We start from the raw sequence: 23,834 nt of genomic DNA on the forward strand, positions 1-23,834 counted from the left end.
TGCACACGATCCGTGTGCACCAGCCCTCACAGACACCCCCGCGTCCTGAGAGGATGAACCATATGACCTCCCCTTCGCCGCGGCCGATGCCCGCTCGGACCGACGGTCACGCCGCGCGCCGCGCGGGCACCCGTGCGGCGGTCATCGACGCGGCCGTGCGGCTCGTGGCGCGGCAGGGCTTCTCGGCGACGAGCGTCGACGACATTGCGGCGGAGGCCGGGGTCGCCAAGGGCAGCGTCTACTACAACTTTGCGTCGAAGTCGGACATCCTCGAGGCCGCGCTCGGCGAGGGCACGGAGCGGCTGCGGACGGCTCTCGCGTCGGCGCGCGACGCCGTCGCCGACGACGAGCGGATCGACGCGATGGTGCGTGCGCTGCTCGCGGCGGTCCACACCTACCCGGACCTCGCGAAGCTCGTCGCGGCCGAGGTGTTCCGGGCGGAGCGCGAGTGGCAGCAGTCGATCGGTGCGCTGCGTGCCGAGACGATCTCGATGTTCGAGGTCGAGCTCACCGTGAGGCGTCCGGGCGAGGACGTGTCGCTGCTCGCCGCGGCCGTCTTCGGGGCGACGCTCGTGGCGGGGCTCGAGTGGCTCGTCTTCCAGCCGGACAGGACGCTCGACGAGGTGCATGCGAGCGTGCGGGGCCTCACGGCTGGTCTGTAGGCGGAGCGTGACGCTCGTCGCCGCCGTTCCGGCGACGGAGAGCGCGGAACGGCTCCGGTGCGGGCGACGAGATGCCCGAGATGCCTCAGCCGAACCCGACGAGCGCGTCGTACGCCACGAGGACGACGGCGGACACGACGACGCACAGCCCGAACCACACGCCGCCAAGGTCGACGGGACGACGGGCCTCCTCGTGGCCGGAGAGGAGCACGGGGATGTCAGACTCGACGACGGTGTACGCCGCCGGAACGTGATCGGTCATCGCGTGGAGGTGACGGGACTCCGCGAGCGCAGCGCGCCGCGAGCTGGCAGGCACTGCGGGCTGCACGTTGAGGTCCGTCATGTCCGTGATATCGGACGGGGAGAGGCGGGGCTTGAACGTTCAGGGCGATGAGATCGCGCCGGTGAGAAGGCTCGCGAAGGTGTCGCCGATCCAGGACGCGATCGCGGGCCCGTAGGCGATGAGCGCGACGACGCCGAGCGCCGCGAGGCCGAGGCGGAGCAGACCTGTCGCGAGCTGCCGACCACGGCTCGCCAGCCTCTTGGACATCTTCGCCGTGCCGCGGCTGGGGTCGTGCATCTTCGTCGCGCCCCGCCTGCGTCCGTGCGCCTTCGGCGCCCGCGCGTCCCGCGGCTGCACGAGCTCACGGTCGAGGACGGAGGCGACCGCCGCGACGTCGAACGGTGTGAGCCGTGGCGGCAGGCTCAGCAGCCACGGCCCCAGCTGAGCCCGCCCGACGACGGTGGTGGGCCCGATCTGCACGGGCTCGACGTCGTGCGCGACCGTCGTGAGCGCGCCGCGCGCTGCGGTGCGATGCTCGGGCCGCAGGAGCGCCGCGACGGACGCGGCCTGGAGGCCGACCGCGTCCGTCTCCTTGGTGCGCGCGTACCCGTTCTGACGGAGGACGCCGCCCTCGGTCGTCACGGTGCCCGTCCAGTTCTTCGCATCGATGACGACGACGCCACCCGGGCCGACGGCGACGTGATCGATGTTCGCGAGCTGCCTGTCAGGCTGACGAACGTCGTGCAGAAGCGTCCAGCCGTACCGCTCGAGCGCGCCGAGCGTGTGCGCGACGAGCCGCTCCCCCTCCGCACCCTGCGACCACGTGCGCTGCCGCTTGAGCGCCCGCTCAAGCTGCGCCTGCGCGGCCGCGTCCGTCTGGTCGCGCAGCTCCTGCTCACGACGAAGCGCCTGGGCACGCCGGGCCGAGCGGGAAGCAACCTCCTCCGCGCCCCGGCCCGGAAGGGTGGGGTCGGTCATGTAGTGGGGATCGGCAGGTTGAGGTTGGGGCGTGGGTTCGACGCCCCTTCTGTTGAGCGCGACACTCCCTTGTGTACCCCTCCGAACTGCGACAACATCGACGCAGGTCAGCCCCGAGGTAGCGGAGGTGATGATGAGTTCGCGGTGGGACAGTTCGTTGTCTGTGGCGGAGGCGGCATCGCAGTGGAGCGAGATCGTCCGCCGCGAGCCTCCTTCGGACCACCCTCGGCAGGTCGACTATCTGCCGGTCGAGACCGTGATGGTCGCCGCGGCAAGCCTTGTCGTCAACCGACGGCGCTACGGCGGGGCGAACATCTCGTCCGTCCCAAGTCCTCTCCCGGAGCTCGCGATGCTCCTTGGCCGTAGTACGTCGAGCCTCCTGTACAAGCTTGGGAACCTCGACGGCTCACGACCGAACGGCGCAGCACGCGACCGGGAGGTCGGAGCGCTGCTGCAGGATGAGCCGCGCCGGTTCGCACGCCTCCTCACCGATGTCTTCGCAGGTGCGCGCGTCGCCGGGATCGGTACTGACCAGCTCCCGGACTTCTTGCCGCCGACCTTCTGGGAAGATCGCACGCTTCTTGCCCGTGGCAGCCTCGGCGGCAGCCCTGTGGAGTCCATGCTCACCCAGGTGCTCGACGACGCGCTGGGGCCGACCGAGCGTGCAGCGCTGGCGTCGATGAGGGTCGGGCAGATGCACTTCGCCCGAGGAGTCGTTGCCAACTGCCGCGGCCGTTGCGTCTTCTGCGGCCTCGCGACGCCCGCGGGAGGCCCGCAGATGCTCGTCGCAAGCCATATCAAGCCATGGCGCGACAGCGATGACAAGGAGCGCCTCGATGTCCGCAACGGCATTGCGGCCTGCCCGACACACGACCGCGCGTTCGATGTCGGCTACATCTCGCTCGACGAGGACTTCCGCGCGCTGGTATCACCTGAGCTCAAGAACATCGATCCTCCCACGCCTCTCGGGCGCATCGTCTCGGAACTCGACGCCTTTCCCGGCCTTTCCTCGCCCGGGCTCATGCTCAAGCCCCCGCTGGCGCGGTATGTCGCGCACCACCGAGAGCACGTGTTCCGAGGCTAGGCGTCAACTTCCTTTCGGACGGAGGTAGTTGTAGATCGCCCCCGCGATCGCTCGCCCCAACGGCACTGGCACAGCGTTGCCGATCTGCTTCGCAATCTCGGTCTTCGAGCCATGCCACACGAAGTCATCGGGAAAGCCCTGGAGCTTCGCCGCCTCATAGTGAGTGATGGGTCTGTCCTCGGTCGGATGGAGGTAGCGCCCCTTCTCGGGCTTGAAAAACTCCGTCCGGATCGTCACCGACGGGTGATCGAGCCGAAGGCGTCCCATGACATCACCGCTGCCTGCGTCGTGCCGGTCCCAGGAAGGGGTCGAGAGGTACTCGATCGTCGCTGGCCGCACCTGGCCGCCGTCGTGCACCGAGACGCGGAACATCTCCGCGATCGATCGGGGAGAGCCGCTCGACACAGGAACGCGCTGATCGCTCGAGGGCCTCACGTCGAGGGATCTGCCCGATGCCACACCCGCCTCGACGACCCGATAGGCCCCGAACGGCTTGAGCTGGCCCTCGTCGCCACGGTAGTCAGCGGACTTCGCAATGATGAGGCTGGACCCGTCCTCAAACCTGCAGAGGTACCGGCCACGGAGGTCCTTCCGGTTGCCCTCTGGGGGGATCGCGCGGTACCTCGCCAACGAGACGGCCTCAGGGTTGCGGGTGATGTGAAGCTCGCGCGTGCGGAACGGTCCGGGTTGGGTACCGAAGGGCTCCCCCAGATCCCGCTCGCGGCCGCCGGGAAACTCGACTCCTTGCGTCGGCGACGGCGACCCAAGGACCTCGCTGGCTGACCGCCACTGCGGAAGTCCGGGAGCGTCCAAGAGCGCCGCCACTGTGTCTGTTCCCGGCCGCGGCCGAGCATGCGTCGGCACGGGGTAGTGAAAGGTCTGAGGCAAGATCCCCGCATCGGTGCGAACTCCGATGACGATGGCGCGCCGCCGCGCCTGCAGCGCCCCAAAGTCCGCGGCGTTGAGCAACAGCCGGCGCGCCTCCTCTACCTCATCGCCGCCGCTCCAGTTCCCCGACGGAGGTACAAGTACGTAGTCCTTGAGGTCGCCCTCCCCGATCCTCGCCCGAAGGTCGGCAAACTCGGGCGAGCGGACGAAGCGGTCGACGTTCTCGATAACGAAGACCTTGGGCCGGGTAGCGACGACGACCCTGATGAACTCCTGCCATAGGGAGTTGCGTTCAGCACCGGTCTTCTCGCGGTTGAGCCCCGAGAATCCCTGGCAAGGCGGACCTCCGACAACAACGTCGATCACACCGAGGCTCGAGTCAGGGAGCCACCCCGTGATGTCACCACAATGAACCACGGGGCCCGGCCCGCTTGCCGCCCGACGGGAGCCGGCCCCGAAGTTTGCTGCGTAGGTGGAGGCTGCGGCCTCGTTCCACTCGACCGCGCCGACAGTCCGGAACACCGGGCCATCGCCATCATTGGGCTCAAAGCTATGTAAGCCCTCGGTGAGCCCGCCGCAGCCTGCGAAGAGATCAAGGACCCGGATCAGCTCGGACGAAGGTCGGGTGGCAGACACCCGAGGATACTAGCCCAGCAACAGCCGGCCCCCGCTGACCTGGAGGAACACGCGAACTGCCACATCCCAAGCCCCTAGCCACTCAACCCGAACAGCCCCAGCGCCGATGTCTCTCTTGACGAGCCATCCGGCTGAACGCGCCGGAATGTCGGTGGCTCGTGAGAGTCTTCGGAACGGAAGCGCAGGCTAGGAGCTGGCACCTGTGGGGACCTCCAACGGCGGAGGGCGGGAGCGGGCACCTGGCACATCGAGTACCAGGGAGAGCAAGTCGTGAACGGCTGGGAGAGCGGCAACTCGCCGCTGACGGACCTTGTATGGCGGCAGACTGACCGATGCCTCGACGTCTACGCGAAGGACGCAAGCAGGGTCGAGCAGGACGCGAACAACGAGCTCCGGATAGCGGAAGGCGGATATAGCAACCGCCAGATCCACGAGCTGCTGCAGAACGCGGTCGATGCGGCTCGCAGCGGCGGCCACCGGATCGAGGTCCGGCTCACCGACAACGCGCTCTACGTCGCGAACGACGGGGCGCCGTTCACGGACGAGGGGGTCCTGGCCGTCATGGCGTCGGATCTGTCGCCCAAGGGGGACGACCGGATCGGCCGATTCGGCATCGGGTTCAAGTCGGTCCTGGCAGTCTCGCGCGAACCCCAGATCTTCAGCCGGTCAGTCTCGTTCGGGTTCAACGCTATGTGGGCGCGCGACACGATCATCGACGCCGGGTACAAGTCTCCCCGCTACCCGACGATGCGACTGGCGCAGGTCCTAGACCCCAACTCCTCCGCAGCCGCCGACCCGAACCTCGCGGAACTGATGCCCTGGGCGTCGACCATCATCAAGCTACCACTCGTCGGACAGCATGATCTTTCGTCACTGCTTCGGAAGTTCCCCCGAGACTTCGTCCTCTTCTCGCCGCACATCACGAACATGGCGTTCGTCGACCAGACGGCCGAGGGCCGGAACGGCACTCGGGGAACGTCGACGTCCGTGAGCCAGTCGGTGGCGACAGACGGGCTCGTCACGCTGAAGGTTGGACCCGAGACCAGCACGTGGGCACTCGCCAAGGCCCAGCACCGCCCGAGCGTGCGGGCGATCGAGGACGCCGGGCGCATCGCAGGTCGCGACGTCGTCGACGTCCAGTACGCCGTCCGCGTTCCTCACGATCCCGGCGAGGGAAGCTTCTGGGCGTACTTCCCCACCGACTCCCGCACAACTCTCTCTGGCTACATCAACGCGCCCTGGCGCCTGAGCGACGACCGTACGCAGCTGCTCGCCGGAGCTTTCAACGAGGAGATCCTCACCCAAGTACTGCCACAGCTCGTCGGCCGCGCACTGCCTGCCCTGACGACAGAAGCCCGCCCCGCCACCGCGATCGACGTCCTCCCTGCCCGAGGCCGCGAGGCGCGAGGATGGTCCGACGACATCGCCAACGAACCGATCTTCCGACACCTCCGAACGGTTCCGTCGGTCCCTGACGGGACCGGGCAGCTACGGATTCCCTCGGAGCTCAGATGGCCTGACGAGATCGATGTCGCCTGGTACCGCGCATGGGCGGAGATCGAGCAGGCGCCAACAACCGAGTGGGTGCATCCCGAGACCACCACATCCGACGAGCGAAGGCTCAAGCTCTCACGCCTCATCGGCCCTGCGAGCGATATCACTGGCTGGCTCGAGTCACTCGTAACCGATCGGACGGCCTCTGCTTCCGCGGAAGCAATCCTTCTCGCGGCTCGGATCGTGGCAGACAGCGACCGCCTCGACGCGAGCAAGGGCGCCCGGATCAAGGCGGGGGTCGCTCGAGCTCGGCTGATCCGGCTCGAGGACGGCACGTTCAAGCACCCCGAGCGAGGCCGCGTCTTTGTCCGAGTATCAGGAGACGAGGAAGGGCACGACTTCGTCGACAGCGAGCTGGCCGCGCAGCCGGACGTGCGTGCAGCGCTCTCCGCACTCGGAGTCGTCGTCTTCGATCGGTCCGGGGAACTCCACGCGCACCTTCGGACCGCAACCTCCCGCGAGGCCATGTCGAACCCTGCGCGCCGCGGAGAGGTGTGGTCGAAGATCTGGCACACCACCAGGGAGATGCCGCTCGATACGGCCGCCGCGATCATCCGTGAGGACCTTGGAGGGCTCGTCGAGAAGCGCTGCTTCGTCCGCACTCACAAGGGCGATTGGCGTGCGATCGACAGTGTCTTCCTCGCGGGTGCGATCGTCCCGCCTGATGGCCGGCGCGACGGCGATCGCCTCATCTCGCCGTCGTTCCACGAGGCCGATGACGCTCTGCTCCGCGAGCTCGGCGCAGTCGCTGCCCCGACGCGTCGCACCAGCACCCCCCGTGAGCCCTGGCGCGCCAAGCACGAGGAGGCTCTCCAGGACCACTTCATCGCCAAGCAGTCCGGAAGCAAGCCTGACCGAGAAAAGATCATCGTCAGCGGGGCCGAACCACCATGGCCGCTCGAACCGCTGGCGAGCATGAGCGACGCCGCGCGTGTCGCTGCCACGACCCACATTCTGTCGTTGGGCGACTCCCCATCATGGACAGTTCGCCACTCGACGAACACCTCTTATGGAACCCTCAACGCCATCGCTCCTGAGATCTGGTTCCTCAGGCGGCACGCGCTCCTCGACACACCATTCGGCCCCCTGCGCCCGAAGCGCACGATCCGAGCCACCGACGATGAGTTCGGCGTCCTCCCGACAGTCGATGTCTCGGATCGCATCGCGAAGCTCTTGGAAGTTGGAGACGGCCCCGACTCTCTCGACCAAGAAGCCTGGACGAGCCTCCTGACGAAGGCGAACCAATGGGTGGCGGACGACGCGGACGACCGCCGCCGTGCCGAGTTCTACACCTGGCTTGGTGGGCAGATCGATACTCCTGAGAAGCTCGTAGCTCGCGTGGGCCACACACGCCGAGCGACCACACCCGAATACATCGGGGTCACCGACGACGAGTCCACCTACCGTTCGATGCTGGACGCTCAGGTCCCGGCTCTCTTTGTCGGATCGGGCGACGACGTCGAACGCCTTGTCGAGTACTTCGGGATGCGCCACGGCAAGGACATGCTCCAGGAGGAGGTCGTCCCCGAGCCTGTTGGCGACCCGGTGCACCTGCTCGATCTCTTCCCCACCATCGATCTACACCTCCGGGACAACGAGGAGCGCTCCCTCCGGGTCCAGCGTTGCACCCGAATCGTCAAGATGGTCGCGACGCCGGACGGTCAGAAGGCGCGCCCTCTCCCCGCCCTGCGAGAAGGAGAACTTCTCTATCTCACCGCGACCACCCCCAAGACACAGCTCCTCCAGATCGCACGCGTGCTCACCCTCGAGCACCTCAATGACCGCGAAGCGGACCGCCTGCTCGAGCTCATTCGCACCCAGGAAGCGAACGAGCATCGCCAGCGGATCCGCATGGCGACCGGCGATGATGAACGGCTTGTTGCGGCGGTCGGCGCTGAAGCACTCCGCGGGTCGGTGCCTCACCAGGCGCTCGAAGCGATTGAGGAGAAGGAGGGGGCGGCCTCGCCCACCCGCCTCGCCAGGCTCGCTCGAGCCACCCATGGCGTCGAGATTCTGGCAAAATTGCGGCCCTCTCTCGAGAGCGCAGGGCTGAACCCGCCACGCGAATGGGTGGGGCGCAACGAGTCCCGTCGGTTCTGCGTGGACCTCGGATTCCCCACTGAATGGGCGGGGTTCCCAAACTCGCCACGCCCAGCGATCGAAGTCATCGACGGACCCGCTGAACTTGAGGGCCTTCATGACTACCAAGTCCATGTGATGAAGTTGATCAAAGCACTGGTCAGCGGCATCGATAGTTTCGATCGCGGCCTCGTTGGGCTACCTACCGGCGCAGGAAAGACGCGCGTCACAGTCCAAGCCCTCGTCGAAGCCCTACGGGATCGCCTCGTCGATCAGAGCAAGCCGATCGTCTGGATCGCTCAGTCCGACGAGCTGTGCGAGCAAGCCGCCGAATCGTGGAGCTACGTGTGGCGAGCGATCGGCCCCCGCGCTCCAATGACACTGAGTCGCCTTTGGACGACAAACGAGGTTGCAGCAGCGCCTGGAACGTTTCAGCTTGTTATCGCAACGGTCAGCAAGTTGAATTCGATTGTTTCCCGCCCCGACAACGCCTACGAATGGCTTCGCGACCCATCGGTTGTCGTCGTTGATGAAGCTCACACTTCAATCGCACCGATATACACGAATGTCCTTGAGTGGCTCGGCCGCTCTTCTAGAGGAAAGAAGAAGCGCGGATCCCTCATTGGCCTAACCGCCACTCCCTTCCGCGGGGCAACCACCGACAATACGGAACAGACTGAGCGACTGGCGAAGCGGTACGATCAGAATCGGCTTGATCGCGGCGCCTTCCTCACCAACAATGAACTACTCGAGCTCCAAGACATGGGGGTTCTTGCCCGGGTCCAGCACAAGCTGCTCGACGGTATCGACGTAGACTTCAGCGACGTCGACGTCAAGGTTCTGGACGAAATGAAGTGGCTCCCTTCTACTGTGGAGGACCAGCTCGGCGCAAGCCTCGATCGAACGCTACGCATCGTCGATGCGATCGAGGCTCACCCCGATAACTGGACGACCATCGCCTTCACTCCTACCGTCGAGAGCGCGCGCACAATTGCGGCACTTCTTACAGACCGCGGCATTCCGGCGGCGTCGATCAGTTCCAACACTGACGCCAACATCCGCCGCCACTACATCTCGGAGTTCAAGGCCGGCCGCATTCGCGTGCTCACAAACTATGGCGTGCTAACACAGGGTTTTGATGCGCCGAAGGTTGACGCCGTCTACGTGACCCGACCCACCTTCAGCCCAAACACATATCAGCAGATGATCGGCCGCGGCCTCCGTGGCAAGGAAAACGGCGGAACGGAGGAGGTCCTCATCGTCAATGTCAAGGACAACTTCGCCACCTACGGTGACCGGCTCGCATTCAAGGAGTTCGAGTACCTGTGGCAGCGGTAGAGGCCGCGCTCGACGCCGAGCAGGAGGAAGCCGCGCACATCGATGCCGACGTGCGCCAGGTGGTGATCGCAGGGCCTGGCGCGGGAAAGACCGAGACGGTCTCCGCGCTTGTGGCGTGGCTCGCCGAGGAGGAGGGCGTTGATCCCTCGGAGGAGATTCTCGTCCTGAGCTTCTCCAACGCTGCCGTGCATGCAGTCGGACGGCGCCTCCGCCATCTCGACGGCCCGTCCCCGGAGATTCGCACCGTGGACTCGCTTGCTCGCGAGGTGATCCTCGATCTCTTCGACGACGACCTGCCGGCAAACCTCGATCGCCGGATTGCGGTCGCAACTCGGCTGCTGCGAGCCGAGAGGTGGGACCGGCTCGATGGGCTGGCGCACGTCATCGTCGACGAGGTCCAGGACGTCGTCGGGACCAGGGCTGAGCTCGTTCTCGAGCTTCTCCGGCAGCTTCCTTCCGAGTGTGGGTTCAGCCTCCTCGGCGACCCGGCGCAGGGAATCTACGACTTCCAGCTGACCGACAAGGCCCCGATGTCGTCAGCAGAGCTGCTGTCGACGGCGGCGCAGCTGGGCGAGGTCCGCCAGGTCGTGCTCCGTGGTCAGTATCGCGCGCGGTCCAGGGACACTGTCGCCGCTGTGTCGCTTCGCGACGCCGTACTTGCGGGCGACCCTTTTGATGCAACTGGCGGAAGGATCGCGGCGACTGTCCCGGGCGGTGCGGTCGAGCAGGTAGCGCCGCTCGCAATCCGTTGGGGAGGGACGACAGCGTTCCTCACGAGAGACAACGGCGAGGCGCTGCTGGTCGCCGGGGCCCTGGCCTCGGCGGGGTTCCCTGCCGAGCTTCGCCGGCCTGCGCATGCGCAGGTACCAGCGCGCTGGATCGCCGAGTCGCTCGCGGATCACCCTTCACGGACGATCGACCGTGAGACGTTCCTCGCCGCACACCCCCACAGTGACGGCGACGACAGGTGGCGCGCGCTCCGGCGGGTCGCTGGTGGGTATGCGCACGAGCTCGAGATCTCACGCGTCGCGGCAGCCCTTCGAACGCCCCGGCGGCTCCCACCGGAGTTGCTGGCGGAGCCGGTCGCCGACATCGTCGTCTCGACGGTTCATCGGTCGAAGGGACTCGAGTACGACAACGTCGTCCTCGTCGATCCGCGCGAGCACCGCCATGCGGATGAGTCGCCCGCAGCGGAAGCCCGCGTCCGCTATGTCGCCCTCACCCGTTCACGAGACCGCATCGTTCGCGCCGCAGGCGAGGAGGCTCGCCATGTCTTCATGAACGGACGGTCCGGCCGATGGGTCCGTAGCGGTTACAAGCGGACTCATACGCTCGGGTTTGAGATACGCCACGGGGATGTCGATGGCTCCGTTCCAGCCCCAGGGAGCATCGCGACGCAGCGCTATCTCGCGGAGGTCGTCGCTCCGGGGGACTCCATCGATCTGGACCTCGCGCCGTCACTCTCTACCTTCGATCTGCCGGTCTACTCGATCGGGCATCACGGCACCGTCATCGGATTCACATCCGTTGCGTTCGGAGAAGCACTCGCCATGACGGTCGGTGATGCGCGGTGGCGTGTCGACAACGGTCGGGTTCCCTGGCCACGACTCGCGGATGGCCGGGTTGCCCAGGTGGCGACTGCGGCGGGCCTTCCCCAGGACGACGGCCCTACAGGCAGGCATGGGCTGTGGCTTGCGCCAGCTCTGACCGGACTGCTCACCCTGAAGTGGAAGGACAACGATGACGACTGACCTCTCGCCCTGGTACGAAGCGCGCCGCTATATGGTCGAAGCACTCACGGCCGACCTCATGGGGTCACCGAGCAACGATGTCATCCACGAGGACCCCCTCGAGGCATTCATCGTCGGGGTGCTGCACCCTGCAGCGGACCATGCCGACCTCGATGCCGAGGCACCGGCCGACCTCGAGGATGCGACCGAACCGGACGGTGCTGGAAGTGCAGACCCCGGAATCGCTCTCGCTCGTCGCAAGCGCCCTGCTTCCATGGGACTGACATTCGCTGTGACCGGTGGCACGACGCAGCTCATCGTGGAGATTGACGCGGCTCGCTACGTCGCACAGGACGCTGAGGCTGCGCCACCGTCCGAGGCGCCGGACAGAACACTGCACCGTAGGGGCGGGCACGACTCCCGGCCGTGGGCACGCGAGGCGATCCACGAGAGCGTGACGATCGCCATCACCAGCGGCGTGCAATCCATCCTCGTGGTGCCCGGACTCGAGCTCCGAGTCGTCACTCGACCGCTGCGCCATGACTCACGAAGCATGACGCTCGCGCTCGTCAACTCGACTCCGACCAGCGGTACCGATCGAAACGCTGGCGAGTGCTGGTTCCAGCCCCAGCTCTCGGTCTCGGCTGTGGGGGGCCACTTCGCCGACCGCCGGCCGCACAACGGACGGCGCCTCGACGATGACGAAAGAAGCGGTGACCTTCTCTATCGCGACCAGCAGAACCTCGCGACAGGGCACGCGTGTTCGGTGACTTGGGCCGAGGGGCCATCGGTCGCACACCTGACGACGACGTTCTTTCCCGAGCACGACCTCCCGCTGGCGAAGGCCGACCGTGCGGACCTGCCCACGCTTGCGATGCCCGTGCTGGGTGCAAGCGATGACCGCACCCTTCTGCATGAGCTCGTCGACAGCTACGAGCAGTGGGTTACCAACCTCGGCACCCGCCAGGTCGACGGGAAGGATCATGCCGAGGCTGCCGCGCGCCACATCGTGGAGGCACGCCGCGCCATCGACAGGATGAGAGCGGGTATCGCGCTTCTCGACTCAGATCCCGACGCAGCGCAAGCGTTCCGCATCATGAATCTTGCGATGCAGACCCAGCGCAGCCGTCAGGATATGTTCCGCGGCGGAGAACAGGTCCCCTCGGACAAGAGCCATTCGTGGAGGCCGTTCCAGCTCGCGTTCATCCTCGTCAACCTTGTCGGGACGGCCGACGCAGACTCCCCCGAGCGCAAGCTCGCGGACCTTCTCTGGTTCCCGACCGGAGGAGGTAAGACCGAGGCCTACCTCGGGCTCATCGCCTTCACGATCCTGCTCCGTCGCCTGCGCGGCTTGCCGGGCGAAGGTGGCGGCGTCGCCGTCATCATGCGCTACACACTGCGCCTTCTGACGATCCAGCAGACGGAGCGTGCCGCTGGCCTCATCTGCGCCCTCGAGGAGTGGCGGCGCCACAACCTGCCGTCGTCGGCGCCTATCTCGATCGGTGTCTGGCTCGGACAGGGTGCGACGCCCAACAACGTCTCTGACGCAGCAACGGCCTTGCGCCGAACGGACAATGCCGAGGACGCCGGCGAGGGAGACCCACGGATCATTCTTCAGTGCCCGTGGTGCGGGACCGCACTGCCGTCGAGTGCCTACGACGCCGACAAGCGCAAGGACAAGCTGACGATCTCGTGCGCGGCACCCACCTGCGAGTTCCGCGATGGGTTGCCCATCCACGTCGTCGATTCAGACGTCTACCGTGAACGGCCCTCGCTGGTCGTAGCGACCGTCGACAAGTTCGCAATGATGACCTGGAACGCCGACGCAGGAAAACTCTTCTCGACCGACGGGACCTTCGCGCCGCCGGACCTCATCGTCCAGGACGAGCTTCACCTCATCAGTGGACCTCTGGGCAGTCTCGTAGGCCTTTACGAGACTGTCGTGGAACACCTGGCGACGGGGGCCGCTGGCCCCAAGCTCGTGGCCTCCACCGCGACGATCAGGCGTGCGTCGGAGCAGGTACAGGCGGTGTTCGACCGAGAGACCCGGCAGTTTCCGCCGCCCGGGATCGACGCTGGCGACTCCTACTTCGCCGTCGATGCGTCGCCTGAGGAAAAGGGAACCCGAAAGTACGTCGGGGTCATGGCCCCAGGCACGAGTCATGCGACTCTGCTCATCCGGACGTACGCGGCGCTCCTCCAGGCCGGCGCCACCATGGAGGCAGCCCCGGAAGTCCGTGACGCCTACTGGACCCTGCTCGGGTACTTCAACAGCCTCCGCGTGCTCGGCGCAGCCTTCATCCAGGCGATCGATGACGTACCCGACAGGATTGGTGTCGTCGCCAACTCTCTCGGGAAGACACCACGAGCAATCGCGGTCCCCCGAGAGATGACGTCTCGCAAGAAGTCGAGCGAGATCCCGCAGGAGCTCAAGATACTCGGGACAAGTTATCCGTCCGAAGGCAGCCCCGCAGTTGTGCTGGCCACCAACATGATCTCGGTGGGGGTCGACGTCGACAGGCTCGGTCTCATGGCTGTCATGGGGCAGCCACAGACGACGGCTGAGTACATCCAAGCGACATCACGCGTGGGCCGTCAGGTACCGGGACTCGTCGTCACCATGTTCAACGCCGCTCGCTCGCGTGACCTTTCGCATTTCGAGTCGTTCACGAACTACCACCGTGCCTTGTACAAGCACGTCGAGGCGACTGGAGCCACGCCGTTCGCACCGCGCGCGATCGATCGCGGCCTCCACGGCGTGCTCGTGGCGCTCGCCCGCCACACGATCGACGGGTCCTCCGCCGATACGAGCGTTGCCGTCCCGGTCGACTCCGGGAAGTTCGACGACGTCGTCGACATCATCCTGCAGCGAGTCGGAAGCGTCTCTCCCGAATCACGTCGCGACGTTCAGCACGCATTGGACGATCTCATCGACGCCTGGACCGCTGGTGTCGACACGAACGACGTGCGCAAGTACGCCGGCTGGTTCGGGGCGGAACACGCTCTGTGCGTGCCCGCAGACGGAAAGAGCCGGGGCGCCGACTCCGACGACGCATTCCCTGTCCGCGATGCCCCGTGGCAGACCCTCACAAGCCTGCGCAACGTCGATCGCGAGAGCAAGCTCTATCTCGCCAGCAACCCCAGGAGGAACCGTGGCGACGACTGACATCGGCAAGGCTCGGCAGTCCCAGCTGATTCTCACCTACGGCGTGGGTTCGCTGATCCCGGCCGGGGACCAGAGTTTCATCATCTGTGGGATCGACTCCTGGAACGAGCGGTTCGCCACCGAGGTCGAGGAGCCCCGGCTTGCAAGATCTTTGGGTGTCGCAACGTTTAAGGCGCCGCCCGCCGGGGGAAAGCGCGACATCCCAGTCTCTCGGTTCCCGCTCGTCCACTACTGCTCAGGCTGCCGTCGGCTCGGTCGCCCTTGGGAATTTGGAGGCTCGGCTCGCGACGCGGAGTGCAAGAACTGCGTAAAGCCACTGACGCCTTCCCGTTTCGTCGCGTGCTGCGAGGCGGGCCACATCGAGGACTTCCCGTACTTCCAGTGGCTGCACCGCGGTCAGACGCAGGAGTCCGATGAGCACACGATGTCGCTGAAGACCCGCGGCATGTCGTCGTCGCTCGCCGATATCGAGATCCACTGCACGTGCAACGTTCGCCCCGTCTCAATGCAAGGCGCCTTTGATCGATCGGCCCTGCTCCCGATCAAGTCGTGCTCCGGCAGGAGGCCGTGGCTGCCCGGCGCGGAGCCCGTTGAATGCAGGCAGCAACTCAGAACGCTTCAGCGAGGTTCGGCCAACGTCTGGTTCCCGGCGACGAGATCTACCATCTCGATCCCGCCATGGACCGGTCCGACCGCCGAGCTTGTCAGCAGGCTCTGGCCGGTGCTGGAGAATCTCCACGGCGAGGCGCTTGTCAACGCGGTCGAAAGCACCTCGAAGCCCAAGGGTGTCCCGACCCAGGCGGTCGTGGCACTCGTCGAACGCCGGCGCGGTATTGCCTCGCAGGCACAGCCGACCGAGTCGGAGTTGCGTGCGGAGGAGTACGCCGCCCTGGTAGCGGGGAGCCCGGGCACCGGCTCCGGCGACAACTTTGTCTGCCTCGAGGTCGACGTAGACGACGAGATCGCACACCTCGTCGCACAGGTCAGCTCAGTCCCTCGGCTTCGCGAAGTACGCGCACTGCACTCCTTCAGCAGAGTGACCCCGACCGAGGCCCCCGAGAACCGCGGAGCACTCTCGCTCGAACCATGCGCGTGGCTTCCGGCGGTCGAGGTGCTCGGCGAGGGAATCTTCGTCCGCTTGGATGAGTCCCTGGTCCGCGCATGGAGCGAGAGCCCGCATGCCCAAGGACGCGCCGCGATGATCGCCACAGCTGCAGCGCGTGCAGAGTCCCAGGACGACCCGATCAAGCTCTCGGCCCGGTATATCGCGATCCACTCGTTGGCGCACGCGGTCCTGCAGGAGCTGAGCCTGGACGCTGGCTATCCGGTGTCATCGCTGCGCGAACGAGTCTATGCGGAATCGGATCAAGCTGGGTTCCTCATTTACACGGCATCTTCCGACTCCGCTGGCAGCCTCGGTGGTCTTGCGGCTCTCTCGAAGACGGAACGGTTCGCAACGACTCTGCGCAACGCGATCGACCGCATCTCCTGGTGCTCAGCGGATCCCGTGTGCTCGGAGTCCCGCGGGTCAGGTGCCGACGGCCTCAATCTTGCGGCGTGCCACGCGTGCCTCCTCCTGCCCGAAACAAGCTGCGAGGACCGCAACAGCCATCTTGACCGCGTGTCCGTCATAGGGACGTTGAGCGACCCGGAGGTCGGTCTTGTCGGCGTCCTGGAGTAGCGTATTAGCGCGAACTAGTGCGCACTGAACGGTGCACGCTGGCTGAGGACAGGGCGAGGTACAGGGTGACGGCAGTGGTGGGCGACGAGCTCGATGAGGCAATGCGGTCGGCAACTGCTCTGATCGTGTCGTTGAGCGAGACGCCGGCGACCCCGAGCGAGTTCGACAAGCGAAGCTCGATCGATGCTGCCTCCGTGGGCTTCCGCGACGCCTCGTGGATCGCCGGGATCGTCGAGATCCAGGACTGGCTCCGGCTCGACGAGCCCCTTGATCTCGACGATGGCGCCAACTATGTCGTGCGCCGTCTGCTCCAGGGAATCGCGCCGTCGACGTCGCTCGACAGGCTGGTCTCAGAAGCGGACGATGCCGTTCTCACGTTGCATGGGCTCGAAGTGCTGACGTCTCACCTCGAGCGAGCCGCAGCCCTTCGTGATCGGTTCCTCGACGACCTCGAAGTTCTCGGCCGCAGCGCTGCGACAGCGGACTGGGTCACTGCGTGGGAGGAGATTGCCGAAGCCTCACTGTCAGGACCCATCCGGGCGCGCGCCACGACCTGGGCGATCCGCGACTTTGCAATCCGTGCGGAGAATGGACAGCTCGACCTGAGCCCGACGTACCAGCGCGGTGACGTGTGGCCCTCGAAGGATGCCCAGCTCCTCATCGAGTCAGTGCTTCGGGGCATCCCGCTTCCGTCGATCATCGTCCTCGACCCCCGCACTAGCTCAGCCGTCAACTACGAGGTCGTCGACGGGAAGCAGCGACTCTCGACGATTCTCAGGTTTATTGGCCGGCACCCGATCGCGCTCCAACAGCTCTCCGACCTCACCCAGGCACACCCTGCACACCCGTGGCTCGAGACGTTCTCGACCGACTATCCAGCGTTCCGTCAGCTCTGGCGTCGCGTGATGGGGCGAGCCCTCACCCTCACGCAGGAGAAGGAACTCTACTTCCCGTTCAAGCTCGCTCCCGACCTTGGCCTGTCGCATGGCGCCTCAAGCCCACTCGCAGACTTCGCGGGTCGCTACTACACGGAGATCGCTGACGAGACGGTTGACGTCGCAGGCTCTATCGGGCCGATCCGAGAACTCTTCGAAGGCCCGAGCGACTACCAGATCCCCGTGATCGAGTACACCGAGGCCAGCCCCCGGCAGATCCACGAGGTCTTCAACATCTACAACCGCCAGGGAAAGCACCTCAACGCTGAGGAGATCCGGAACGCGGTTTACCACGACATCCCGCTCATGCGAGTCCTGGCAACTGCAGCCGGGGACCGCACCGCACCACTGCGAGCCTCACGCTTCAACGAGAAGCCCACCGACTCCCTGTCATCGATCGAGCAGATCTTCGACGACTACGGGGTGAGCCGATCGCGGTTCAAGCGCACGAAGATCCTGTCGTGGATCATGGCGACGAGTTTGATCTCGTGCACCGGGCCCGACGGCGCCCCGCGCAGGCTTGCGACGGCGCAACAGATCAACCACCTCATGGAAATCGCCTCGGACCCCGGCCACCCCTTGGGAGGCCGAGGCAAGGCGAGCGAGGCCGTCGGCCTTATCGCTTTTGCTCTCCAGACGCACCATGGGATGCAGAACTGGGCACCCTCGTTCCGAGGCGCCCGCGGATGGCAGGACCTCACTCTCGTGGCGAGCGTCGTACCCCTGGTACTCGCAGCCCCCGTGCTCGGTCCCGAACTCCCCGACCGGATGAGACTCCACGAGGACAGGCTCGCCGAGCTCTCCGCGACCAGTTGGTCAAAGCCACGCAAGACACAGACCAACGTGCAGTGGGAGTTCCAAGCACGAGTGGCGCTCGAGATGCTCTCGGTACTCGACGTCCCCAATGAGGCCGCGCACGTGGGCGCCGCGTCACTCTTCGGTGACACGTCGATCCCTGGGCTGCGGGCAATCGCTTCCTCGGACTAGCGCCGAAGGAGGTGTTCGAAGAGCGATGGGCTGCGAGATCGAAGGGCTGATCGACGGGCCACCCGGCGAAGGCATCCCCGCTAGAGCAGTTTCTTGATAGCAGTCAAGATCTGCTTCAATCCGTCCAGAGTCACGGTTCCTCCGCCCCCCGACGGCGTCAATCGGCTATCAAAAAGATCCGCGCGGTACGGGAGGTTCGCTTTGGTGACGATTCTCTGCGCCAATTCGGGCATGCTGCCGATGTGGTCAATCCCCAGCCTCTTGGAGACGTCCACAAAGAGACTCTTGTATACCGAAGACCCAACACCGAGGCCAGGGTCAGAGACTCCCACCAAGTGCGCGATCGATGTAATCAGCGCTCGCTTTCCGCTCATTCGTCTAACCTATCCCAGAGGCCTACCAGCCCGATAGTCGTCGGGCAGGCGCACAACCAACGGCCGCCAGAGTGACGGTCCACTCGGATCGCACAGCACCGGGCCGACCGACAGGGGAAGATCCAGATGGCCGTCGAGGATAAGGCGCAGCCACGGAGCCACCGCCCCGCCTCCAGCCCCGCCGAGGCGATCCTCCGTCTTCACACACTCACTGGCACCGCGCCGAGCACGCGCGGCGAGAAGCGTGCGCTCGTCGCGCTCAGTGACGCCATGGGCCTCTACGCGGAGATGACTGTCACCACCGCTCACCTCGGCGAGGTCATCGCGTCCGCATTCGACATCCCGTGGATCGCCGAGCTCCACACGCACAGGAACACAGTCACGCTCGACGGCCTCAACCACCTTCTCGAGGCCGCGACTGACGCCCGGCGGATCGGCGCGCTCCGCCCGCTCCCACCGAAGGCCACCGCGACCCTAGTCGGGCTCGAGTGGGCGGGCTTTCAGCCGGCGATCTCCAAGATCGAGGCCGTCACGCGCATCGCAGCGCTCACGGGCGCTCCGCGCGAGACTCTCGGGCCGGGCAGCAAGGAGCGGAAGTCGGTTCTCACGAACCTCGCCGACCGTCTCCTGCCTGGAGTCGCGCTCGACAGGTCGACAAAGACGCGGCTCGGCCGGAGCCTCGCCGAGGCGCTCGAGGTCGGCTGGACCGACGAGTGCAGCTCGACCGGCGAGACGATCTCGCTGCTCGGGCTCAACACGATCCTCGCCGGAGCCGAACGCCGGCTGGGCAGGCTCGGGTCCTCGCTCGCCACGAGCATGGTCACGGACGCCGAGGCCGAGGGGGATGCCCTCGCGGCCGCGCTCGCGTCGGAGATCCGTCGCTGGCCGTGGGACGGCCGCGACGCCATCACCTGGCTGCGCAGCAACGGCCTCCGTGGGGCCAACGACAACGAGTGGCAGGGCTTCTACTTCGAGGCCCGAGCGATCCTCACGCTAGAGAAGCTCTTCCCGCCGCCCGCAGATCCCCCGCGAGCACAGTTTGGCGCGACGACCTTCGACTACACGCTCTACAGGGCGTGGGACCTCAAGGCGCACACCGCGGTGCAGCAGTTCCCGACCGAGGGCCGGGAGACGCGCGAGCCGTCGACGGTCGTCCTCAACGACCAGGAGGCGATCCGCACGTCCGTGGCCGAGCAGGGCCTCGGGTTCATCATCATGTCTGGCACAGCGGTCATGGACGAGGACGGCGAGTTCGTCGAGTGGCAGCGCGAGCAGAAGGCACTCGCCGGTGTGAAGACCGCGCGCTCCAACAGCGGACGGTCGCGCATGCGCAAGGCCGCGTTCGTCCCGACCCGGATCGAGTGCTTCTGGATCCCGGACACACCGACGCTCGACGCGGCAATCGCTGCGGGCGCGCTCAAGCACCAGTCGCAGGGCCGGCAGGCACCCGTCGGAGACGCGGCGACCGGCCGGGAACGGCGGCCCAAGTACTCGATGAACCTCGCCCTCGCGCGCGAGCGGCTGCTCATCTCGTCGCACTCGGTGTAGGCGCTAAGATCCGCGCCCTCCGTGCCGACGTGGCGAGCGCCACGCACAGGGGGATGACTTTCTGTGGACGACGCGACTAGCCTCGAAAAAGCTGCTAAGCTGAGCTTCAGCTCGTACACCTGTTCAGCTGCTCGCTCCGTGCGACCGCCGCTCCACCGCCTCGGAGACAGTCATGCCCACCGCCCCCACCTCGGCTTTCGCCTACATCGACCTGTTCGCAGGCATCGGCGGGTTCGCGGCCGCCCTCGAGTCGTTCGGCGGGACGGGCGTCTACTCGGTCGAGATCGACGAGGCCGCGGCGGCGGTCTACGAGCGCAACTGGGGCCACTCACCTCTCGGCGACATCACCAAGGTCGCGAACGACGAGGTCATGGCTGTTCCCGCTCACGACATCCTCGCAGCAGGCTTCCCGTGCCAACCGTTCTCGAAGTCGGGTGCGCAGCGCGGCATGGACGAGACCCGCGGCACGCTGTTCTTCAACATCATGAAGATCATCGAGGCGCACCACCCGACGGTCGTCATCCTCGAGAACGTCCGGAACCTCGCCGGCCCCCGCCACCGCCACGAGTGGGAGGTCATCATCGACCTCCTCCGCGCCGAGGGCTACCGCGTCTCCGAGGCACCCGCCGTCTTCTCGCCGCACCTGCTCCCGCTCGAGCGCGGCGGTCGCCCGCAGGTCCGTGAGCGCGTGTTCATCACCGCGACGTACGACCCGGACCACATCCTCGACCACGACGACGTCCCGGTCCCCGTCAAGCACCTCTCCGAGCGGGGCGACGAGGAGTGGGACCTCACGCAGGACCTGCCGCTCGCGACCGAGGTCGACGACCCCCGCTACGCACTCTCCGCTGACGAGATCAAGTGGATCGACGCTTGGGACGACTTCGTCCAGCGCATCTGGGAGGCCGAGCGCGAGAAGCACGGCGACGCTGCGAAGCTCCCCGGCTTCCCCATCTGGTTCGACGAGTGGGCAGACCTCGACACCCTGAAGATCGACGTCGGCGTCCCCGCATGGAAGGCCAACTTCCTGCGCAAGAACGCCGAGCTCTACACCCGGCACAAGGACATCCTCGACGCCTGGGGCACGCGCCACCGCGTCCACGAGTTCCCGCCGTCGCGCCGCAAACTCGAGTGGCAGGCACAGGGCGCGGCATCCCTCTGGGACTGCGCGCTGCAGCTGCGGCCGTCGGGCATCCGCGCCAAGCGGATGACGCATCTGCCGGCGCTCGTCGCCATCACGCAGACACCGATCCTCGGTCCGCTCCGCCGCCGGCTCACGCCCCAGGAGGCGGCTGGCCTCCAAGGGCTGCCGGCGAAGTTCGATTTTGGCACCCAGCGGGATGCGCAGACGTACAAGCAGCTCGGCAACGGTGTGTCCGTCGGCGCCGTCTGGCACGTCCTCAAGGCACACGTCGAGCGCGACGCGGCGATTCTCGAGACCACCGAGGCCGGGCGCACCATCCTCAAGGCTGTCCGAGACGACGCACCCAAGACGCCCGACGAGGTCCTTCCTATCGCCCTGGCTCGCGGACAGCAGCGCTACGCCGACCGCAACGCCGAGACGCGACTGCTGTGACCTCGGCGGCGGTGCCGCAGCACGTCCCCGCGCACCCCGGTGCGAGCGGGCCCGCCGTCTCCGCCCGCATGTCCGCCGCCCGCCGGCGTGACACCGCCCCTGAGCTCGCACTGCGCCGCGCGCTGCACGCACGCGGTCTCCGCTACCGGGTCACCTACCCGGTCCCCGGCAACCGTCGGCGCACGATCGATGTCGCATTCACGCGCGCGAAAGTCGCGGTGTTCGTCGACGGCTGCTTCTGGCACGGCTGCCCCGAGCACGGCACACAACCGCACGCCAACGCCGGCTGGTGGGCGACGAAGCTCGCGGCCAACGCAGCCCGCGACCGCGACACCGACCGCCTGCTCACGGACGCGGGCTGGACCGTCGTCCGGGTGTGGGAGCACGAGGACCCCGACACGGCGGCGGACCACATCCGCATCGTCGTCTCAGCGAAGTAGGCGGCATGGGTCGACCCCGGTACCGATGATTCCCCACCACCGGCACCGGGGTCGTTCGATCGGCTTCTAGCCGAGGTTCTTGCAGATCTTGCACAGCGGGTATCCGCCGGTGCCGGAGACCTTGTTGTAGGACGGGATCTGCTTGCCCGAGACGCAGTCGTCGTGATCGTGGTGCACGTCCGGATCACTGATGTTGCTCGAGTGGTATGCACGAACCTTCATGGTGTTCACCTCCCTTCGTCGTGGAGATCCCGACCATGTCACCAGCGTCCGACATTCCGCGCGGTGCGCAGCGAGGTGACGACTCGCGCCTATCGGCTCGTAGCGCCTCTGCTCATTGCATGAGAGTGCGACGGGCGTCGTCGCTGCATGGCGTCTACCCCCTCGGCGTCACGACAACCCGCTTCACGATCAACCAAGCCTCAGCCCGCAGCATCACGACGATGCGCGCCCTGCGCCGCCTCTTCCGCACCGGCAACCTCCACGCGCGCGCCTCCGGCGAGCTCGCAACGCTCACCGACGCCGTCACCGGCACCGAGATCGCCACCTACTACTCGTGCGCGATCTGCCTGGATGTCTTCGAGGACCTGTCGTGCCCCAACGCCAAGGACTGGTGCATTGACTGCTGCCCCGAACCTCACCCCTGACCAGCAAACCCCCCAGGCAGGTCCTGCAACCCTCATCAGCCCCGGCACGCTGCCGTTACGCTCGCGCCGTCGCTGTCGGACAGATTTCAGGGGCTGTCATGCTGCAGAGGATCAGGGTTGTCGTCACTCGTTCGGTTGCGCTCGTCGCGGCGTCGGCGCTCGCGCTGACGCTCGGCCTCGTGGCGGCGCCGTCGGCCGTCGCTGCTGACGGCGCGACCACGTCCGTCACGGGCACGGTCGTGGACACGTCCGGAGATCCGATCGCCGGCGCCCAGGTCACCGCGTACACGCGCGACGCAGCACTCGACCCGTGGCGCGTCTCGACCACCACGACGACGGACGCCGTGGGCCGCTACGAGCTCACGCCCCTGCCCGTCGGGCAGACCCTGCGGATCGGCTTCACCCACGACGACTTCCAGGCCACGTTCTACGACGGTTCCGACATCATCGAGGCCGCCGCCGACGTCCTCACGGCGGCCGAGCCGACCGTCCTCGGGGCGACGACGCTCACGCCCGGGGCCCACCTCACCGGCCGCGTCGTCGACGACACGGGCACGCCCGTCGTCGGCGCGAGCGTCACCACGTACGTGTGGAACGGCGCGGCCTGGCAGGACGTCGGCACCGTCGACGTCGACGACGTCGGCATCTTCACGGTGACGGACCTCGTGCTCGACGGCCGCTACCGGCTCGAGATCGTCGGCCCCTGGGACTCCCCGTTCCTGCCCGCCAACCTCGGCGGCGCCTGGGGCAGCGACGACGCCGACGCGATCGTCACCACCCAGCCCTCAACATCGGTCGGCGACGTGGTGCTCACCCGCGCGACGACGATCTCCGGGCGCGCCACGACCGACGGCACCACCGGCCTCCAGGGCGTCGGCGTCACGGCCTACACGCGCGACGACAACGGCGACCTCGTCTGGACGGAGTCCGCGACGACCGAGGCCGACGGGTCGTTCACCATCGAGCGCCTCACCCCGGGAAAGTCGTACGACGAAGTCGCGGACGTTCAAGGTCGTCAAGACCAAGCCCAAGGCGACCGCGAAGGTCAGTGGGAAGTCCTTCAAGAAGAGCCCCCGGCCCAAGGCCACCGTGACCCTCGGCCGACTCACCACCGGCGGGTACGCGACCGGCAAATTCAAGGTGTACGTGCGCACAAAGGTCGTCACGACCGTGACCCTCTAGTCGCGGCACAAGGGCAAGATCACAGTGACGCTGCCGAAGGCAGTACGCCCCGTCGATCAAGCTCAA

The 23,834-nt window shown here is 66.7% G+C and carries 18 protein-coding genes and 1 pseudogene; 12 read left to right on the forward strand and 7 right to left on the reverse strand.

The window, feature by feature from the left end; genetic code table 11:
- Nucleotides 1-62: 62 nt before the first annotated feature.
- Nucleotides 63-662, forward strand: coding sequence for a TetR/AcrR family transcriptional regulator (locus tag IGS67_RS06685; protein ID WP_235977971.1), 600 nt, complete (start codon nt 63-65; stop codon nt 660-662).
- Nucleotides 663-747: 85 nt separating this feature from the next.
- On the opposite strand, the gene IGS67_RS06690 is transcribed toward IGS67_RS06685, so the two are convergent.
- Both IGS67_RS06690 and IGS67_RS06695 read right to left on the reverse strand, forming a co-directional pair.
- On the reverse strand, nt 748-1,005 hold the full coding sequence (locus tag IGS67_RS06690) for a hypothetical protein (RefSeq protein WP_192279041.1): 258 nt from the start codon (nt 1,003-1,005) through the stop codon (nt 748-750).
- A 39-nt stretch (nt 1,006-1,044) separates the two neighbouring features.
- Nucleotides 1,045-1,923: a nuclease-related domain-containing protein gene (locus IGS67_RS06695; RefSeq protein ID WP_192279042.1), complete on the reverse strand. Its 879-nt coding sequence runs from the start codon at nt 1,921-1,923 to the stop codon at nt 1,045-1,047.
- 31 nt (nt 1,924-1,954) lie between these two features.
- Here IGS67_RS06695 and IGS67_RS14335 point away from each other — a divergent pair, with 31 nt between their 5' ends.
- Complete coding sequence (locus tag IGS67_RS14335) at nt 1,955-3,007, forward strand: HNH endonuclease (protein ID WP_192279044.1); 1,053 nt, start codon at nt 1,955-1,957, stop codon at nt 3,005-3,007.
- A gap of 3 nt (nt 3,008-3,010) precedes the next feature.
- On the opposite strand, the gene IGS67_RS06705 is transcribed toward IGS67_RS14335, so the two are convergent.
- Nucleotides 3,011-4,531 carry a DNA cytosine methyltransferase gene (locus tag IGS67_RS06705; protein WP_192279046.1) on the reverse strand — a complete coding sequence of 507 codons (1,521 nt, stop codon included), beginning with the start codon at nt 4,529-4,531 and terminating at the stop codon, nt 3,011-3,013.
- 270 nt (nt 4,532-4,801) lie between these two features.
- Here IGS67_RS06705 and IGS67_RS14340 point away from each other — a divergent pair, with 270 nt between their 5' ends.
- Genes IGS67_RS14340 through IGS67_RS06730 form a run of 5 tightly spaced genes read left to right on the forward strand, consistent with a single transcriptional unit; the run spans nt 4,802 to nt 18,001 of the window.
- Nucleotides 4,802-9,502 carry a DEAD/DEAH box helicase gene (locus IGS67_RS14340; protein ID WP_192279048.1) on the forward strand — a complete coding sequence of 1,567 codons (4,701 nt, stop codon included), beginning with the start codon at nt 4,802-4,804 and terminating at the stop codon, nt 9,500-9,502.
- Nucleotides 9,490-11,253, forward strand: a complete 1,764-nt coding sequence (locus tag IGS67_RS06715) for a UvrD-helicase domain-containing protein (RefSeq protein ID WP_192279050.1) — start codon at nt 9,490-9,492, stop codon at nt 11,251-11,253. Before IGS67_RS14340 ends, IGS67_RS06715 begins: the two co-directional genes overlap by 13 nt.
- Entirely contained in the window at nt 11,243-14,398 is a 3,156-nt protein-coding gene (locus tag IGS67_RS06720) for a helicase-related protein (protein ID WP_192279052.1), read from the forward strand. Before IGS67_RS06715 ends, IGS67_RS06720 begins: the two co-directional genes overlap by 11 nt.
- Nucleotides 14,385-16,079, forward strand: coding sequence for a DrmB family protein (drmB, locus tag IGS67_RS06725; protein WP_192279054.1), 1,695 nt, complete (start codon nt 14,385-14,387; stop codon nt 16,077-16,079). Before IGS67_RS06720 ends, drmB begins: the two co-directional genes overlap by 14 nt.
- A gap of 17 nt (nt 16,080-16,096) precedes the next feature.
- A complete protein-coding gene (locus tag IGS67_RS06730; RefSeq protein ID WP_192279056.1) occupies nt 16,097-18,001 on the forward strand; it encodes a DUF262 domain-containing protein in 1,905 nt (634 codons plus the stop codon).
- Between the two features lie 80 nt (nt 18,002-18,081).
- On the opposite strand, the gene IGS67_RS06735 is transcribed toward IGS67_RS06730, so the two are convergent.
- Nucleotides 18,082-18,276 carry a hypothetical protein gene (locus tag IGS67_RS06735; protein WP_192279058.1) on the reverse strand — a complete coding sequence of 65 codons (195 nt, stop codon included), beginning with the start codon at nt 18,274-18,276 and terminating at the stop codon, nt 18,082-18,084.
- A gap of 225 nt (nt 18,277-18,501) precedes the next feature.
- Here IGS67_RS06735 and IGS67_RS06740 point away from each other — a divergent pair, with 225 nt between their 5' ends.
- The 3 genes from IGS67_RS06740 (at nt 18,502) to IGS67_RS06750 (ending at nt 21,939) form a co-directional block, all read left to right on the forward strand.
- On the forward strand, nt 18,502-19,923 hold the full coding sequence (locus IGS67_RS06740; RefSeq protein WP_192279060.1) for a hypothetical protein: 1,422 nt from the start codon (nt 18,502-18,504) through the stop codon (nt 19,921-19,923).
- Nucleotides 19,924-20,095: 172 nt separating this feature from the next.
- Nucleotides 20,096-21,499 (forward strand): DNA cytosine methyltransferase, encoded by a 1,404-nt coding sequence (locus tag IGS67_RS06745; RefSeq protein WP_192279062.1) that lies wholly within the window; start codon nt 20,096-20,098, stop codon nt 21,497-21,499.
- Nucleotides 21,496-21,939, forward strand: a complete 444-nt coding sequence (locus tag IGS67_RS06750; protein WP_328741878.1) for a very short patch repair endonuclease — start codon at nt 21,496-21,498, stop codon at nt 21,937-21,939. Before IGS67_RS06745 ends, IGS67_RS06750 begins: the two co-directional genes overlap by 4 nt.
- A gap of 66 nt (nt 21,940-22,005) precedes the next feature.
- On the opposite strand, the gene IGS67_RS06755 is transcribed toward IGS67_RS06750, so the two are convergent.
- Nucleotides 22,006-22,161: a hypothetical protein gene (locus IGS67_RS06755; RefSeq protein WP_192279064.1), complete on the reverse strand. Its 156-nt coding sequence runs from the start codon at nt 22,159-22,161 to the stop codon at nt 22,006-22,008.
- Between the two features lie 119 nt (nt 22,162-22,280).
- Here IGS67_RS06755 and IGS67_RS06760 point away from each other — a divergent pair, with 119 nt between their 5' ends.
- Together IGS67_RS06760 and IGS67_RS14505 are read left to right on the forward strand one after the other, a co-directional pair.
- Complete coding sequence (locus IGS67_RS06760; protein ID WP_192279066.1) at nt 22,281-22,586, forward strand: hypothetical protein; 306 nt, start codon at nt 22,281-22,283, stop codon at nt 22,584-22,586.
- 98 nt (nt 22,587-22,684) lie between these two features.
- A pseudogene (locus tag IGS67_RS14505) lies at nt 22,685-22,999 on the forward strand (carboxypeptidase-like regulatory domain-containing protein); the annotation flags it as partial.
- Between the two features lie 14 nt (nt 23,000-23,013).
- Here IGS67_RS14505 and IGS67_RS06765 read toward each other — a convergent pair.
- Both IGS67_RS06765 and IGS67_RS06770 read right to left on the reverse strand, forming a co-directional pair.
- Entirely contained in the window at nt 23,014-23,238 is a 225-nt protein-coding gene (locus IGS67_RS06765) for a hypothetical protein (RefSeq protein ID WP_192279712.1), read from the reverse strand.
- Between the two features lie 133 nt (nt 23,239-23,371).
- Nucleotides 23,372-23,752, reverse strand: coding sequence for a hypothetical protein (locus IGS67_RS06770; protein WP_192279714.1), 381 nt, complete (start codon nt 23,750-23,752; stop codon nt 23,372-23,374).
- Nucleotides 23,753-23,834 lie beyond the last annotated feature (82 nt).

The organism is Flavimobilis rhizosphaerae (assembly GCF_014852685.1).
In the GTDB taxonomy this organism is placed as follows: Bacteria; Actinomycetota; Actinomycetes; order Actinomycetales; family Cellulomonadaceae; genus Flavimobilis; species Flavimobilis rhizosphaerae.

Coding starts and splice junctions, on each gene's coding strand:
- IGS67_RS06685 (WP_235977971.1), top strand. CDS start 63: ATGACCTCCCCTTCGCCGCGGCCGATGCCCGCTCGGACCGACGGTCAC.
- IGS67_RS06690 (WP_192279041.1), bottom strand. CDS start 1,005: ATGACGGACCTCAACGTGCAGCCCGCAGTGCCTGCCAGCTCGCGGCGC.
- IGS67_RS06695 (WP_192279042.1), bottom strand. CDS start 1,923: ATGACCGACCCCACCCTTCCGGGCCGGGGCGCGGAGGAGGTTGCTTCC.
- IGS67_RS06720 (WP_192279052.1), top strand. CDS start 11,243: ATGACGACTGACCTCTCGCCCTGGTACGAAGCGCGCCGCTATATGGTC.
- IGS67_RS06740 (WP_192279060.1), top strand. CDS start 18,502: ATGGCCGTCGAGGATAAGGCGCAGCCACGGAGCCACCGCCCCGCCTCC.
- IGS67_RS06745 (WP_192279062.1), top strand. CDS start 20,096: ATGCCCACCGCCCCCACCTCGGCTTTCGCCTACATCGACCTGTTCGCA.
- IGS67_RS06755 (WP_192279064.1), bottom strand. CDS start 22,161: ATGAAGGTTCGTGCATACCACTCGAGCAACATCAGTGATCCGGACGTG.
- IGS67_RS06760 (WP_192279066.1), top strand. CDS start 22,281: ATGAGAGTGCGACGGGCGTCGTCGCTGCATGGCGTCTACCCCCTCGGC.